The organism is Pseudoduganella plicata, assembly GCF_004421005.1.
Taxonomy (GTDB): Bacteria; Pseudomonadota; Gammaproteobacteria; order Burkholderiales; family Burkholderiaceae_D; genus Rugamonas; species Rugamonas plicata.
Genome location: NZ_CP038026.1, coordinates 5,058,847 through 5,073,546 on the forward strand (window position 1 = coordinate 5,058,847; position 14,700 = coordinate 5,073,546).

14 protein-coding genes and 1 pseudogene are annotated in these 14,700 nt (G+C 66.9%); 6 read left to right on the plus strand and 9 right to left on the minus strand.

Annotation, left to right across the window (positions count from 1 at the left end; genetic code table 11):
- Nucleotides 1–907: 907 nt before the first annotated feature.
- Entirely contained in the window at nucleotides 908–2,260 is a 1,353-nt protein-coding gene (locus E1742_RS22285; protein ID WP_229466240.1) for a porin, read from the plus strand.
- A 33-nt stretch (nucleotides 2,261–2,293) separates the two neighbouring features.
- On the opposite strand, the gene E1742_RS22290 is transcribed toward E1742_RS22285, so the two are convergent.
- Complete coding sequence (locus tag E1742_RS22290; RefSeq protein WP_134387297.1) at nucleotides 2,294–2,935, minus strand: TetR/AcrR family transcriptional regulator; 642 nt, start codon at nucleotides 2,933–2,935, stop codon at nucleotides 2,294–2,296.
- Nucleotides 2,936–3,028: 93 nt separating this feature from the next.
- Complete coding sequence (locus E1742_RS22295) at nucleotides 3,029–3,838, minus strand: CAP domain-containing protein (protein ID WP_166793539.1); 810 nt, start codon at nucleotides 3,836–3,838, stop codon at nucleotides 3,029–3,031.
- A 265-nt stretch (nucleotides 3,839–4,103) separates the two neighbouring features.
- On the opposite strand from E1742_RS22295, the gene E1742_RS22300 reads away from it, so the two are divergent.
- Complete coding sequence (locus E1742_RS22300) at nucleotides 4,104–4,541, plus strand: hypothetical protein (RefSeq protein ID WP_134387299.1); 438 nt, start codon at nucleotides 4,104–4,106, stop codon at nucleotides 4,539–4,541.
- A 631-nt stretch (nucleotides 4,542–5,172) separates the two neighbouring features.
- Here E1742_RS22300 and E1742_RS27480 read toward each other — a convergent pair.
- Nucleotides 5,173–5,415 (minus strand): annotated as a pseudogene (locus E1742_RS27480) (transposase); the annotation flags it as partial.
- Nucleotides 5,416–5,855: 440 nt separating this feature from the next.
- Between E1742_RS27480 and E1742_RS22310 the strand changes: the two are divergent.
- From E1742_RS22310 to E1742_RS22325, 4 genes are all read left to right on the plus strand, one after another.
- Nucleotides 5,856–6,176, plus strand: coding sequence for a hypothetical protein (locus tag E1742_RS22310; RefSeq protein WP_134387301.1), 321 nt, complete (start codon nucleotides 5,856–5,858; stop codon nucleotides 6,174–6,176).
- A gap of 266 nt (nucleotides 6,177–6,442) precedes the next feature.
- Nucleotides 6,443–6,826 carry a phosphonate transporter gene (locus E1742_RS22315; protein WP_134387302.1) on the plus strand — a complete coding sequence of 128 codons (384 nt, stop codon included), beginning with the start codon at nucleotides 6,443–6,445 and terminating at the stop codon, nucleotides 6,824–6,826.
- Entirely contained in the window at nucleotides 6,823–8,118 is a 1,296-nt protein-coding gene (locus tag E1742_RS22320) for a GGDEF domain-containing protein (RefSeq protein ID WP_229466242.1), read from the plus strand. The genes E1742_RS22315 and E1742_RS22320 overlap by 4 nt, the downstream gene beginning before the upstream one ends.
- Nucleotides 8,108–9,841, plus strand: a complete 1,734-nt coding sequence (locus tag E1742_RS22325; RefSeq protein WP_134387303.1) for a putative bifunctional diguanylate cyclase/phosphodiesterase — start codon at nucleotides 8,108–8,110, stop codon at nucleotides 9,839–9,841. The genes E1742_RS22320 and E1742_RS22325 overlap by 11 nt, the downstream gene beginning before the upstream one ends.
- On the opposite strand, the gene E1742_RS22330 is transcribed toward E1742_RS22325, so the two are convergent.
- From E1742_RS22330 to gluQRS, 6 genes are all read right to left on the minus strand, one after another.
- The gene (locus E1742_RS22330) at nucleotides 9,807–10,400 is read right to left on the minus strand and encodes a Rhs element Vgr protein (protein WP_229466244.1); all 594 of its coding nucleotides are present in this window, start codon (nucleotides 10,398–10,400) and stop codon (nucleotides 9,807–9,809) included. The two genes, E1742_RS22325 and E1742_RS22330, sit on opposite strands and share 35 nt — an antisense overlap.
- Nucleotides 10,369–11,097, minus strand: a complete 729-nt coding sequence (locus tag E1742_RS22335; protein WP_229466246.1) for an alpha/beta fold hydrolase — start codon at nucleotides 11,095–11,097, stop codon at nucleotides 10,369–10,371. Before E1742_RS22335 ends, E1742_RS22330 begins: the two co-directional genes overlap by 32 nt.
- A 205-nt stretch (nucleotides 11,098–11,302) precedes the next feature.
- Nucleotides 11,303–11,809: a PEP-CTERM sorting domain-containing protein gene (locus E1742_RS22340; RefSeq protein WP_206076699.1), complete on the minus strand. Its 507-nt coding sequence runs from the start codon at nucleotides 11,807–11,809 to the stop codon at nucleotides 11,303–11,305.
- Between the two features lie 588 nt (nucleotides 11,810–12,397).
- A complete protein-coding gene (locus E1742_RS22345; protein ID WP_134387304.1) occupies nucleotides 12,398–12,811 on the minus strand; it encodes a hypothetical protein in 414 nt (137 codons plus the stop codon).
- A gap of 106 nt (nucleotides 12,812–12,917) precedes the next feature.
- On the minus strand, nucleotides 12,918–13,700 hold the full coding sequence (locus tag E1742_RS22350) for an OBAP family protein (RefSeq protein WP_134387305.1): 783 nt from the start codon (nucleotides 13,698–13,700) through the stop codon (nucleotides 12,918–12,920).
- 33 nt (nucleotides 13,701–13,733) lie between these two features.
- On the minus strand, nucleotides 13,734–14,675 hold the full coding sequence (gluQRS, locus tag E1742_RS22355) for a tRNA glutamyl-Q(34) synthetase GluQRS (RefSeq protein ID WP_134387306.1): 942 nt from the start codon (nucleotides 14,673–14,675) through the stop codon (nucleotides 13,734–13,736).
- Nucleotides 14,676–14,700 lie beyond the last annotated feature (25 nt).

A 14,700-nucleotide genomic window follows, 5' to 3' on the forward strand; every position in this document is an offset into this window, starting at 1 on the left:
GACGGTATTGCCAGATTCATGGCCCGCCGCGGGCGCCATAGGTCATATTGCATCCCATATTCAGCGTATTCGGTTCGCCGCACGTCGAACCGAAACTCTCGGCCGTGGTTGGCATAACGGCGTGTCCGGTACACGTGTGGGCGATCGACAGCGCTGCCGTGCGTGGCGATCGGTAGTGCTGCCGCAAGGCCAATGCTCCCAGGCGACCAACATAGTTGTATATATGCCCAAACATAGGGTGTGCTATTGAGACGGTCGCAACGCCGTGCTAGGATCGTTAACAACCGTTGAGTTCGGGAACTGTCGCCCGGGCCCTGCCAGGTCCGCATGTCCACCATCTCGACTGGAAGACCGCTATCGATGTCAGGCCTGTTAGTGAAATTACATAAAAGCCCGGTATCCTCGTGGCTGGCAACGGCGGTCGGCTTGCCGTGCGAGCTGGCGCGCCGGCACCTTCGCTGCGGCAGGGCTGGCAGCCGCGCGACGTGGCCGGGCTGGTAGCCTTTGCGTTGGCATTACCGGCAACACGATCCGCGTATGCGGCCAGGGGCTGACCGGCGCCCGAGCCGCAATGCAGTACCGATAACGATGGCGCGGCAATGACCGCCCACGTGACGGTCCGCGCCAGCGGGCCAGTCGTCAGAGCAGTATCGACCCGCGTCGATTACAACGGAGACAAGCATGCGCAGTAAGATGCCACCCCTCGCCGGCGCCACCGGCGCCCGCCTGGCTGCCCCCGATGGCGCAATCCCTATTCACGGCCCCGGCCGTACCAGAGCATCAGCCTAGCCTGACCGCCGGCCGCGCGAGCGGCCGCAACGATTTCACCTGCACTCATATAAAACGACGGAGGAGACTCATGAAGCAAGCAGTGGATCAAGCAGGAACACAAGCAGAAACACAAGCAGTGAAACGCGCAGCGGCAACGATGCCGATGGTGCCGATGGCACGGCGGGCCCTGGCCTTGTCGGCCTTGTCACTGGCCTGCGGCGCGGCCTGGGCGCAGTCCTCGGTCACCGTCTACGGCCTGCTGGACGTGGGTGTCGACCAGGTCCGCAAGGGGGAGGGCAATGTGCAGGGCACGCTGTTCGGCATGTCCGGCACGACGCCCGTGCCGAACGCAATGGCGTCGCCGGAGACCCGCACCAACCGGATGGCGCCGTCACTTTCCGCGCAGAGCCACTTCGGCTTCAAGGGCACGGAAGACCTGGGGGGCGGCTGGAAAGGCGGCTTTACGCTGGAAGGCGGGATCCAGGCCGACGGCGGCGTGCTGTCCAACGACGGCCGTCTGTTCGGCCGTCAGGCATTCGTCAGCCTGACCACGCCGGTAGGCGAAGTGCGGCTGGGCCGGCAGGCCTCGCCAATGCTGATCGGCTACTACCTCGCCACGACGGAGCGCCTGGGCGGCACCGACCTGATGGGGGCGGGCCTGGTCGTCAACACGCTGCAGACGTACCAGGACAATATGGCATCGTTCCTCGTGCGCAAGGGGCCGTGGCTGGGCGTGCTGTCGTATTCCACCAACGCTGGCGTCTCCAACCGCATCAGTGCGGCCCGTGCCAGCGCCACCAGCGCCACGCCGGCGGCCAATGCGGCGACGGGCCAGATCATCGGCGGCCTGACGGCAGGCGCCGAGTCGCCGGACGACCGGGGCAGGGCGCAGGGCGCGCTGCTGGCCTACAACGGTACGCCGTTCTCCGTGATTGCCACCTACCACCGCAACGACTTCCGCGGGGCGCAAGTCGGCGTGGCGTCCGCCGCCAACGGCGGCACGTTCGTTCCGCTGTATGCGCTCGACACCTACACCGGCGCCATGATCGGTGCGAAATACAAGGCGCCGACGGACACGATGATCGTCGCCAACTTCCACGTCGGCAAATACGACAACGTGGGGCCGCTGGACCCGAAAGTGCAGACGGCCTCGGTCGGTGTCAAGCAGGCATTTGGCGCGTTCGAGCTGGGGGTGCAATACATGCAGAGCCGGTTCAAGAACTTCACGCGTGGCAAGGACTCGGGTGTCATGTTGGGGGCCGACTACAACTTCTCGAAGCGCACGGCTGTCTACAGCCGTATCGGCTTTGTCGACGACGACCGCGGCAACATCGTGCGCGGCACCGTCACGCCGCTGCCGATCGCGGGCGGTCCCGGCGCGCTGCTGGTGCCGCTGGGCGCGCAGGAAGTGCCGCTGTTCTCGGGCGCTGGCCAGAACACCGACGCGCGCACGAGCATCGTCAGCGTCGGCATCCGGCACCTGTTCTAAACGGGGAGGCGGGCTCGCCCGCCTTTACGCGCCTTACGTTGCTGGCCTGGCGCTGCCGTCGAGCGGCTGCAGGAACAACTTGCGGGCGAAATTGAGCTGCCGCTTGCGGGCCTTTTCGTCATTCACGTCCCACAGCAGCGCTTGCGACATCTGGAAGCTGTAGATCAGGAACGCCCGGTTCTCCGCTTCCGTTTTCGAAAAGCCGCTGTTGCGCAGCGCGTCCGTGTACAGGCCGAGCCGTTGCTGATCCACTTCCAGCACGGCCTGGCGTGCCATATCGTCGCGCCGGGCCCATCCACGGATGGCGAATTCCACCATGGCCGCGTGGCGGGCAGTCAGGCCGTGCAATGGCAGCGCCATGAGCTCATACGCCAGTTCGTCAATGGGCATGCCCGCGTATTCATGCATCACCTGGGCCGTCGTGCGCTCGTGCCACTGGCGCAGCACGCTGGCCAGCAGGTCGTTGCGGTCCTTGAAGTGGTAATAAAAGCTGCCGATCGTGATGCCCAGATCGCGCGCCAGCGTGGCGGGATGGATCGCATCGACGCTTTTGCTGACAAGGATTTCCGTCGCCGCGTCGATCCAGTCCAGGCGCGTCAGGGTGCGGCGCCCCCCTTTCTTGCCCGGCTGTTCTTGCTGTGCCGTTGTTTCGTCGTTGTCGTTATGTTTTCTCACACCCGCACCTTCCGCTGTCCCCACGAATGGGCGCCGTCGCGCCGAACCCCCAACCGGATTATAAGGCTGCGGCGGCAGGCGCACCCGGTCGTGTCAGCGGCCGCGCCCCAGCACCTGGGTCCAGTAGACACGGCCCCGTAGCGGATTGACGGCGTACGCCAGTCCCATCTCCTCGAAGCCGGGATTCATGATGTTGGCGCAGTGGCCGGGGCTGTCGAGCCAGCTGGCCACGGCTTCGGCCACGGACTTCTGCCCGGCGGCGATGTTCTCGCCGATCCGCTGCCATGCATACCCGGCCCGCGTGGCGCGGTCGTCCACCACGCTGCCGTTCCTTTCCGTATGGCTGAAATAGCGGTGCGTGGCCATGTCGCTGCTGTGCGCCAGCGCCGCTTTGGTCAGCGCGTCGTTCCAGCGCAGCGGCGGGGCGGCGTCGAAATGCTGCTCGCCACAGTTGCGGGGCGCCGCCCGCGCCGCGTTGACGGCCGCCAGCACTTCCGCGTCCAGCACGGTCGGGTCCGGCAGGGGCACCTCGTGCAGCGGGCGGGCAAACAGGACGATCCAGTCGTCGCCCGTACGCACGGCGCCGGCCGCCGCGAAATCGGTGCTCAGCAGTTTCTCGCAGAAGTTCAGCCGCAGCAGTGCCATCGCGGCCGGGGCATCCGACACGTTGGACAGGTACACGGCCTCCGCGTGCTCGACCGGATAGCCGGCCTGCTCCAGCGCCAGCTCCAGGAAGGTGCCCGCGCCAATACGCACGCGCGCCATCGCCGGCGGGGCGTCGAGTGCCGGCAGCGGCGCGGCGCGTTCACCGTCGCACGGTGGCGGCGCGGCGCGATAAGCGTTGATCAGGCCGACGAGATCCTGGCCCCGCGCCTGCAGAGGCAGCGCTGTCAGCAGCGTCATGACGGCGCAGGCGGCGATGAAGCGGCAATGTCTGAATGAGCGAAACAGGCGTATCGGGAACATCGGGAGCATCTGCAGCGGCAGCACGCTGTTGGAGCAGGCGATTGTGACGTGATGAGCACCCAGTCTGTCACAAAACCCCTGGCAAGGCAAACGCCTTCGCGCCTGCGCGCCGCTTACCGCCATCGCTTACCTGGCGCGTAATTGGCGCAGGCGAGGCGGTGTCGGACACTGGCACCACCCAAGCCGCCAAAAGGAGAACGCCATGCACACCGTTGCCCCATCCAGCCTGCTGAAACGGGCACTGCTGCTCGACGCCGCCGGCAGCGGCGCTATCGCCGTGCTGCAACTTATGCTACCCGGCCCGCTGCACGCAGCGCTGGGCCTGCCGCCAGCGCTGCTCACCGGCACCGGGCTGTTCCTGCTCGTCTATGCGCTGGCGCTGGCGGTACTGGCACGCTCTGGCGCGCTATGGCCGGCGCTGGTGCGATTTGTGATTGCCGGTAATCTCGGCTGGGTCGCGCTCAGCCTGCTGTTGCCGCTGACCGGGGCTGTGACCGTCACGCTGCCGGGAGCGCTGTATATTGCTGCGCAGGCCGCAGCCGTGCTACTGTTTGCCGGGCTCGAGTGGCGCGGACTGACGCGGTCGCTGCCGGACCGCGTAACGCGGCGAGGGGCGATGCCGGCCGGACGTGTGCTGTAGTTCAGATCGAAAAAACGCCGGCGGCTGCTTGCTTGCGCGAACAGCCGCCGGCCATAAGGCGGGAAAGGCAGTCTGCAAAAACCGCCTTCCCGCCGGGCTGTCTTACGGCCCGACCATCACTTGAAACGGTACTACGGGCTAACGCGGATCGAGCGGCCCTGGACGTCCTCGATGTCCTGCGGGATGACGCCGCCCGTCCCACCCAACTCATTGCTCGATATTGTCCCGATATGCCAGTGCCGCCATCTGTCGCACAGCCGCTGCGGGCAGTGCTCGGAGCAGGATGCCGGCCGCTGCGACAGGCGCGTTGCCACACGCCTCCATAGAAGGTAGCGGTTTGCAAGTTACCTGGTCAATTGAACATTGATGAACAACCTATAAGTGACGCGTGCGCGCAACAAATGCGGGCTTGGTGAGGGCAGGGCGCGCGCCGCAGCCACGGCCGGTAGATAGGCCTTTTGCCAAGCCTGTGCCCCCGGGCGGACAAGCCACGACACGCGTGCCGCCACCCGCGCCGGGCGGCGGGTGGTTGAAAGCGGTGACGCCATAGGTAGCTCGTGTTGTGGTGTAATGGCGGCGCTTGCCGCCATTACACCTGGCCGACGCCTGTGTCCGGCGGCTGCTGCGCCTGGAAGCGGTGCCGCCAGCGAAAGCTCGTGTTGCGATGGATGCCGACGGTGGCAGCGGAACCGCGCACCGTCATCGATCGCAAGGCGCACTCGAGGAACGGCAGCCATTTGCCGCGCAGCCGCAGGTGGGCCAGCGGCGTGTTCGTCAGCGCGTTGCAGGTACGGCCGCAATGCCTGCAGCGGTAGCGCTGCAGGCCGCGCGTGACGCCGTGCCGGTACAGCCGGTCGCCATGGCAGTGGGGACAATGGGTCAGACGCTGGCCCCGCTCTTCCAGCGCGCGCAGGCATTGTGCCAGCTCGGTATCGCTGTCCAGCAGAGCGCGCAGCTGTTCGCTGTGCAGTCCCGAAAAATCCAGCAGAGTTCGTCCTGCCGTGTCACGTCGATCGCCCGCATGTTCAGCTTTCATGGCCCGCTCCCGAATTGTCGCGATAACGGGTAAGACAACGGTCCAGCAAAAAAGTTCGGAACGGGCGTCGAGCGCCATTCGAGAAACGACCGGCCGGCACGCAACCACGGCCGGATCCAAGGTGGACGTTTACGCTGCGGTGGTTGCGGCGACGCTTCGCGAAGCTCGGTATGCACACGCCGACGCGGTCCGGCTGTGAGGGAAGCCAGCCGCTATGGCAGGCAAAAAAATAGCCCGCCGAAGCGGGCCATCGTTCTGCGGCCAGAGCCGATCAGCGCTTGACGGACGAGTCGTCCGCATTGCTTGGGTTCGATGGCGAATTGCCTGGCGTGCCGGTGGTGGACGAATTGGTGCCCGACTGGCCGGAAGCGGCGCCGGTGCTGCCCGTGGTGCCGGAGGCGCCTGCCGAGCCTGCCGACCCGGTGCTGCCGCTCGTTGCGCTGGAGCCCATCGAGGAGCTGTCGCTTGCGCCACTGGTCGAATCGGTGGTGCTGCAGGCGGCCAGTGCGACGCAGAATGCTGCTGCGAACATCGTCTTCATCATTGCCATGGTATTTTCCTTTTATAAGCGGGTTGAAACGATACGGCGTGAGCGTTGATCATATATAAAGCCCTCCTCGACGGGCGCGCGTTTGAATTTAGGCAACTTTTCTGGCGCAAAAACGCAACAGACCCACGCCGGGTACAGCCCGTTCCCCGCCGCGCCAGGCAGTCGGGATAGCGACCGCAGTGGAGCGGGCGTCGGTCCGGCGCAGTCCCGTGTAAGATCGTCGCAGCGTTACCATCGTGTGCGCATTGACATGTGGGTTCCCTCATGTCAGCATTAGTTTCTTGACGACAATAGGCAGTCAACGTGGAGCGTTTCATGAGTGCACTTACTTTTGACCAGCCCGACCTCGCTCGCGCCCTGGCAGCCGCCAGCGCGGACGAGCTCGACACGCTGGACTTTGGCATTATCGGCTTCGACGCCGATACCGTGGTGCGCCGCTACAACCGCTTCGAGTCGCAGGCTGCCGGCCTGTCGCCTGCCAGTGTCCTGGGGCTGCCGCTGTTTACCACGGTGGCGCCCTGCATGAACAATTTTCTGGTGGCCCAGCGTTTCGAGGACGCGGCGGCGGACGGCACGGTGCTGGACGAGACGATCGGCTACGTCCTGACGCTGCGGATGAAGCCGGTCAAAGTACTGCTGCGCCTGCTGGCACTGCCCGGTGCGCCGTTGCGGTATGTCCTTGTGCAGCGGCGGCTGTGACAGAGCTCGCACGCGACGCCGGGGCCGATATCGCCGCCGAGCATGAAGCGCTGATGCAGTTCCTGTACCTGGCCCCGGTCGGGCTGGTGCAGCTCGCGCCCGGGGGCGACGTCGTCATGATCAATGCCGTCTCGGCCCAGCTGCTCATGCCGCTGGCGCACGACGGCTGCCTGAACAACCTGTTCGACACGCTGCGCGACGTCGCGCCGGAGCTGCGCACGCTGGTTGCCGCCTTCGGTGCACCGCGCGGCATGATCTGCGACGGCCTGCGCCTGCACCTGCACGCGGGCGGCGGCACCGGCCCGGAAATCCTCGCGTTGTCGCTGGTGAAACTGGATGCGCGGCGGCTGATGGCCGTCCTGTCCGATATCACGCAGCAGGTGCGGCGCGAGCGCCAGCTGCGCCGCAGCGACGCGTGGCTCAATGCGCTGCTGGCCGGCAGCACCGACTACGCGCTGGCCACCCTGGATGGCGCCGGACGCATCGACCGCTGGCACGACAGCATCGGCCGCATCACGGCCCACTCCGAAGCGGTCGTCGGCCAGTCCTATGCCGTGCTGCTGGGCAACGACGGCGCGCCAGCGGACCGCCTGCGCGATGCCGACAACCAGGGCTGGAGCTTCGACGAAGGGCTGTACCGGCGCGCCGACGGCAGCAGTTTCCGCGGCAGTTCCATCGTTGCGCCGGTGCCCGCCGCCGAAGGCGATACGGAGCGCACCTACTGCCTGGTGCTGCGCGACCTGACGGCGTGCGACGGTGGCGCAACGATTTCGCCGCTGCTGACGGATGCGCTGACGGGCCTGGCCAACCGGCGCGCGTTCTTCGAAGCGGCGCAACTGGAAATGGCCCGGCACCACCGGCAGCCGCGCCCCACATCGATGATCCTGGTCGATGCCGACCATTTCGACGACGTCGTGGGCCGTTACGGCAGTGCCGCCGGCGACGCCCTGTTGTGCGCCCTGACCTATGCGTTGCAGACGGCGTTTCGCGGCGCGGACGTGATCGCGCGCGTCGGCGATGCCCGCTTCGGTGTGCTGCTGCCGGCAACGAACCTGGCGGCCGCCGCGCAGGTGGCCGAACGGCTGCGCGCCGGCGTCCAGCAGGAAGTCGTGGAAGTGGATGGCCGCACGGTGCATTACACCGTCAGTGCGGGCGTCGCGGCCATGCCGGACGGGCTGACGGATGTCGAAGCGCTGCTGCGTCAAGCCGACGAGGCGCTGGCGCACGCCGTGGCGCAGGGACGCAACCGCGTCGTCCATCAACCGCAGCAGGAGGCCGGCGATGGCCGTTGAAGACAGCGCCTACGAGGCCCTGATCCAGTTCCTTTACCGCACCCCGATCGGGCTGGTGCAGACGACGCTCGACGGCACTATCGAGATGCTGAACCCGATGTCGTCGCAGCTGCTGATGCCGCTGGCGCGCGAGACAGGACTGGAAAACCTCTTTGCCGTCTTCGATCCCGTCGTGCCGCGCCTGCGCGTCATGGTGACGGCGTTTGCACCGGCCTCCGGCGTTGTTTGCGAAGGGCTGCGCGTGGATCTGGACGGCACCGACGGCGCCCAGGTGCTGTCCTTGAGCGTGCTCAAACTCGATGACGCGCGGCTGATGGTGGCCGTTACCGACATCACGCTGGAGACGCAGCGCGAGCAGGAGCGCATGGCGCATCGCCTGTCCAGCGAGGCGCGCACCGATGCGCTGACGCGTATGCCGAACCGCAGCGCCGTGCTGGAGCAACTGCGCCTGATCCAGGGGGCGCAGCAGCCCGACGACGGCAGCGGCTTCGCGGTGCTGTTCATGAACTGCGACCGCTTCCGCCAGGTCAACGACGCGCTGGGCCAGAGTGCCGGCGACCAGCTGCTGATCATGATCGCCGACCGCATCCGCACCGTGCTGCGTCCGCCCAGCGACCGCATCGGCCTTGGCGGCCAACTGGCCGCGCGCGTGGGCGGCGACGAATTCATCGTCGTGCTGGACGGCCTGCGCCGCCCGGAGGACGCGGAAAGCGTGGCGGCACGCCTGATCGGCGCCATCGGCCGGGGCTATACGGTGCAGGGACACGACGTGGTCTGCAACGTCAGTGTCGGCATCGCGTGGGGCGGCGCCGCGCCGCAGGAACCGGACGAACTGCTGCGCGATGCCAGTATCGCCATGGTGGAAGCCAAGCGCACGGGCGGCGGCCGGCACGTGCGTTTTGCCCAGGCGATGCGTGAACGGGCCGCACGGCGCAGCGATATCGAGGCCGACCTGCGCCTTGCCCTGCAGGAAAACCAGCTCTTTGTGATGTACCAGCCCGTGGTGGCACTGCGCGCCGACGGCAGCACCGACTATTCGGCCGGCGTCGAGGCGCTGGTGCGCTGGCAGCACCCGGTGCGCGGCGTCGTACCGCCGTTCGAATTCATCGGCATCGCCGAGGAGTGCGGCCTGATCGGCGCGCTGGGCGACTTCGTGCTGGAGCAGGCGTGCCAGGACTTCCGCGGGTGGCAGCGGACACTGGGAGACGCCGCACCGCGTCTGCTGGCCGTCAACCTGTCGCGGGCGCAGCTGGGCCAGCCCGGCTGGAGCGCGACCGTCGCCCGCATCCTGACCGAGGCGGACGTATCGCCGCACCACCTTCAGCTGGAAGTGACGGAAAGCCTGGCCGCGCAGGACGCGCAGATCCAGCAGCGCCTGCACGAGCTGAAGGCGCTGGGTCTGACGCTGGCGCTGGACGATTTCGGCACGGGTTACTCCTCGCTTGCCAGCCTGCACCTCCTGCCCGTCGACACGGTCAAGATCGACCGCTCGTTCGTCAGCCAGAGCGAGAGCAGCGAGCACCATCGGGTACTGATCGAGGCGACGGTGAAGGTGGCGCAAAGCCTGGGCATGAGCACCGTGGCCGAAGGCATCGAGACGGTGGCGCAGGCCGAAGTCGTGCGCGCATTGCGCTGCGATAAAGGGCAGGGCTACCTGTACAGCAAGCCGCTGACGTCCGACGCGCTGGTCAAGTGGCTCGACGAGCACCGAACGGGCGACTGAAGGCGGAACGGGGCAGGTTCGCACGGTCGCCCGGTGCGCGCAGGAAGTCCTGCAGCACGCAGTCGTACAGCGCCAGCGCGTCGCCGTAGCGGCGCTGGCGCATCGCCCCCGGGGCGAGCAGGAAGCGCAGCGCAAAATAATCGGCCAGCAGGTCGCCCTGCGCCTCCATATTGAAGTCGCCCAGCCGCCTGTGCGGCGCCAGCTCGTACGCATACGGCAAGCCGATGCGCAGCGCGCCGCGCCATTTGACGGGATAACCCAGCTGGTACTGCCACACGTGCGTCATCTCGTGGATGAACCACAGCAGCCGCCACGCATGCTCGCGCGAGAAATCCGCGCTGAAGTCTTCCGGGTTGAACCAGATCTCGCCGTCCGGGGCGACGGCCACGTGGCGCCGCTGCAGGCCGAACCAGAAATAGCTGCCGCCGTGGACGCGCACCCGCTCGTAATCGATGGCGCCGCCGAACAGGCGCCGGCACCAGTGGATTTCGCCGGGGCTCAGTGTGCGCGTGACGATGGCGATGGGTCTACTCCAGGGCGGTGGCGATGGATGTGGCAATGAACGCGGCGATGGCGCGATTGACGTCCGCCGCGTGCGTGATCGGCGCCATGTGGCCGCCCGGTGTGCGGTGCAAGGCCGCGCGGGGCAGGGCGGCGGCCAGTTCCTCGGCGACCGTGCGGGTCGACATCGGCCCCTGCGCGCCGAACAGCACGAGCGTCGGAATGTCCAGCGCCGCCATGTCGGCCAAGGTGGCAGGTTCCGACATCAGCGCAACGAAATCCAGCCGCACCTTGGCGATTTGCGCGGTGAAGCGCTCCTGCATCGGGACGGGCAGTGCGGCAAACGCGCCGGGACCGTTCCAGTAATCGATGAACGCGGCGGCGCCGTCGCGGGGCGTGGCCGCCGCCTCGATGCAGGCGATGATTTTTTCGATGTCGATACGGGCATGGTCGCCTGGCGCCAGCAGGTGAAACGCCACCGGCTCGAACAACGTCAGCGACAGGATACGCCCGGTATCAAGCAGCCGGCGCGCCAGGCGCAGCGCCGTGGCGCCGCCATACGAGTGGCCGACCAGGTGGAACGGTTCGTCCGGCGCGATCTCATCCGCCAGCGCGGCCAGTACTGCCTCCACTTCATGCGCCAGCGAGAAGCGCTGCTGCTGCGCGGCCGTCGGGAACGGGCCTTGCCGTAGCCCAGCAGATCGACGGCGACGCAGCGCAACGTACTCTCCTGCTGCGCAGCCAGCGCGTTCCACTGGCTGCGTGAACTCATCGAACTGTGCAACAGGACACAGGCGGGACGCCCGTCGGACGAGGTAATCGATGCGGTCATGTCAGCTGCCGGGTAACGGAAAGGCCGCATTATAGCGACCTCGACCGTCTCAAGGCTGCCGCGACCTTGCGTCCCTTTGTCGCGCAATCGTCACCAGTTGTGTCCGCTTAACGGAAGGCGGCGGCCCGTCACCGGCGGGCGCGACGCCGTGCCAGCGCGGCCATGCCCGCCAGCCCAGCCAGCAGCATGCCGCCTTGCGCCGGCTCCGGCACGGGGCTGATGCTGATATTGTCGACGGCCACGTCGAAATAGGTGAACCCGTACACGAAGCCCGGCACGAGGGTGGTGAAGGCCACTTCGTCCACCCCGGCCAGTACGCTGGCAAACGTGCGGTCGGACGGCAGGAACGGATTGCCTTGCGCATCCTCGGCCCCATAGCCGCCCCAGCCGGATGGCAGGCCCAGTACGGACGTGTCGTCGATCGTCACCGACAGGTGTTGCCAGCCCGTCTTGCCGGCGTCCAGCGTGCCGACCTTGGCCCAGACGCTCGTGTAGGGCAGTCCGTTGGCCTGGTTGTCGTAGTCGCGCAGTTCGATGACGAGATCGCGCGTGACTTCCCGGTTGAAGAACCAGACACTGTTGGCCAGTACGTCGATGCCGAACGTCACGCTCTGCATCTGCGTGTAGTCGCGCACGAAGTCCGTGTTGGTTGTCGTGCTCCAGGTCGCGCCGAAATGTTCGATGCGCGTGTGCAGTGCCGGTGCGCCGTTACCCAGCGACGTGTCGATGCCGGAGCCCCCGTTGCCGTCTGCGGGCTGCAGCCCGTGCCAGCCTTCCTCTCCCTGCCCGAACGTGACAGTGGCGCCGGCCGCGCGGCGGCCACGGCGGTAACCTGGAGTGCGGCGAGCAGCAACATCGTCAAAGTCTTTTTCATGGTAGTCCTTTGTATGTCGGAGAACCCGTATCGCTGCGCCGCCGCGGGACGTGCGGGGCCAGCCCGGCGCTTCGGGAAAGGCGCCGGCCTTAAACTGTTGTTCAGGGATACGAGACCATTCTCGACAGCCGTCTACCGGACGTCAAAGATGCAAGTGACCTTGTTTGTAACAAAGTGCCGTGTGAATACGGCAGTGTGAACACGGCAATGGCGACCGTCGAATAATGTCCGGTCGCGTCACTCGCCGATTGCTGGCGGCATGCGGCCTGCGCGTCTGTCGGTCGCGCCAGGCTGCCGCGCCGCATAAGGAGTTTATTCGGAAACGCCACCGTGGCGTGGACGGTACAACTCAGCGCGAGGCGGTCTTTTCGCTCAGTTCAAGATTGAGTTTGGCGGCCTTTAACGTGGCGACATCGATCTTCGGCGCCGTCGAGGTGGGCGATTTGCGGTTCCACTGGCTGCGGTCGAACTCGGCGGGGGGCAGCGTATAGCGTTCCTTGACCACGACGGGGCGTGGCGGTTCTTCCGCCGCTGCGTCGATATCCGTCGGCACCGCGGCGACGTCGGCCGGCAGCGTCGCGGGTGCCGTGGTCGTGTCCGCCGCAACGCTTTGCACGACTGCGCAGGGTTTGTCGGACAGCATCAACGCGCCGTTCGGGTCCACGCATTTGTAGAGTTGATCGTTGGCGAACGCGCCCTGGCCCCCCAGCATTGCCAGCGGCAGGGCCAGGGTCAGGGTGGCAAAAATGGTCGAGCGTCGCATGATGCACCTCCTCTTCTGAACATGCGGGAAGTGTGCGCGCCTGCCGCAAACGGGTCTGTTAGGCAGTTCACGATGACGCGGAGGACGAGTCCTACAGCGATGTCAGCTATTTTGCCGGCTGGGCCGCCACGTCCGCCACGCCAGGGATGGGCGTCGTCGGCCGTGCGAACTTGCCGTTGAGCGCGTCGACGCCGGACTGGGGCCGGGCCAGTGCGCGCAGGTCGGTACGGTCACGCCGTTTCTTTGCCGTATCGGTGCCCAGCTTGCGATCGCGCTTCTGTGCCAGCGCCGGCAGGGCTTCGCCGTCGCGGCTGAACGACCACGCCAGCTTCGCGTCGCCCAGCGGCAATGCCTCGCCGGTGTGGCCTTCGTGGCCGGTGTTCCACGTGTGCCACGTCTTGCCGTAGCTGTTCATCTTGGTTTTCATCAGCGACTTCTCGGCCGCCTCCGGTATCCCCGGCGCGACCAGTTGGCCGGACAGGATTTCGCCGTTGTGCGGGTGCCAGTATTTGCGTTCCGCTGCCGGCAGCAGCGCGAACGCCTTTTCCGAGATGATGTATTCGATGCCGTTCATGTTCGCATCGGCCGTGTTGCCGTCGAACAGGATGCACTGGGCGAAATCCTCGTTGCGCTGGTGGCAGTAGTGGTGTGCTTCCATCTGTTTTTCCGGCTCGTCCTTCATGGGATGGAAGCCGACCAGATAGATGTCGAAACCGCGCATCGGCGCCGCGCTCTGCAGCACGCGTGCGCCCACTTCCAGCGCCTGCGTCTTCGTGCTCTTGGGCGCGCCGGCGGGACCGACGGACGGTGGTGAATCGTGCTGGGCATGGCAGCTCAGGGCGGTGGTCAACAACGCCGCGCCGGACAGACGGATCAGGATGGGGGACATGGTGGGTTTTACGAAGTTGTCATGCCCTGAATGCTACCGTGGCCCCTGCAAGAGCGGCGCTCGGAACGCGTTGCGCGCTCGCAGCAGCCTTTCCCAGGCCGGGATGGCCGCCTGCCAGAACGCGGGTATCGTTCCGGCAGCGATGTCCAGGCCGAGGAAGCGCGCGGCCGGCAGCAGCGCATCGGCCAGCAGGGCCTCGGAGGCGGCGCCGTTGTCGAATGCCTGGGCGCCCGTCTGCTTCGACAGCTTCTCGCCATCGGCGTTGACGACAACGGGCACGTGCAGGTAGCGTGGATGGGGCAGTCCCAGCAGATCCTGCAGGTACAGCTGGCGCGGCGTGGAATCGAGCAGGTCGGCGCCGCGGACGATATCGGTGATGCCCTGCGCGCCGTCGTCGACGACCACGGCCAGCTGGTAGGCCCAGAAGCCGTCGGCGCGGCGAATGACGAAGTCGCCCACCTCGGCCGTGATGTCCTGGCTGACCGGCCCGTGCCAGCGGTCGGTGAAGCCGATCACGTGCGCCTCGCCTGCCGGCGTGCGCAGGCGCAGCGCGCGCGGCACCTTGCCAGGGGCAAGGCCGGCGCGGCAAGTGCCGGGGTAGACGAGGGCGGCGTTGCCGTGGCCGGATCCGGCGAGCCGCGTCTGCGAATCGAGGATCTCGCGGCGCGAGCAGCCGCAGGGGTAGATATGGTCGGCAAGTTGCGCCAGCGCGGCGTCGTACAGCGCTTCGCGGCGCGTCTGCCACGTCACCTCGCCGTCCCAGAACATGCCGCAGCGGCGCAGCGAAGCAAGGATGTGCTCGTCGGCGCCCGCCACGTTGCGGTCGCGGTCGACGTCCTCGATACGCACCAGCCACCGGCCGCCATGGGCCTTCGCGTCCAGGTAGCTGGCCATGGCCGCGACCAGGGAACCGAGGTGCAGGGGGCCGGTGGGGGACGGGGCGAAACGGCCGATGTAGGGTGCTGGCGCTGTCATGCGCGCAGTATCCCCGAGCGGAATG

Excerpts from the sequence above, each read along its gene's own strand:
- E1742_RS22345 (WP_134387304.1), bottom strand. The coding sequence starts at position 12,811 with ATGCGACGCTCGACCATTTTTGCCACCCTGACCCTGGCCCTGCCGCTG.
- E1742_RS22300 (WP_134387299.1), top strand. The coding sequence starts at position 4,104 with ATGCACACCGTTGCCCCATCCAGCCTGCTGAAACGGGCACTGCTGCTC.
- gluQRS (WP_134387306.1), bottom strand. The coding sequence starts at position 14,675 with ATGACAGCGCCAGCACCCTACATCGGCCGTTTCGCCCCGTCCCCCACC.
- E1742_RS22295 (WP_166793539.1), bottom strand. The coding sequence starts at position 3,838 with ATGACGCTGCTGACAGCGCTGCCTCTGCAGGCGCGGGGCCAGGATCTC.
- E1742_RS22315 (WP_134387302.1), top strand. The coding sequence starts at position 6,443 with ATGAGTGCACTTACTTTTGACCAGCCCGACCTCGCTCGCGCCCTGGCA.
- E1742_RS22325 (WP_134387303.1), top strand. The coding sequence starts at position 8,108 with ATGGCCGTTGAAGACAGCGCCTACGAGGCCCTGATCCAGTTCCTTTAC.
- E1742_RS22350 (WP_134387305.1), bottom strand. The coding sequence starts at position 13,700 with ATGTCCCCCATCCTGATCCGTCTGTCCGGCGCGGCGTTGTTGACCACC.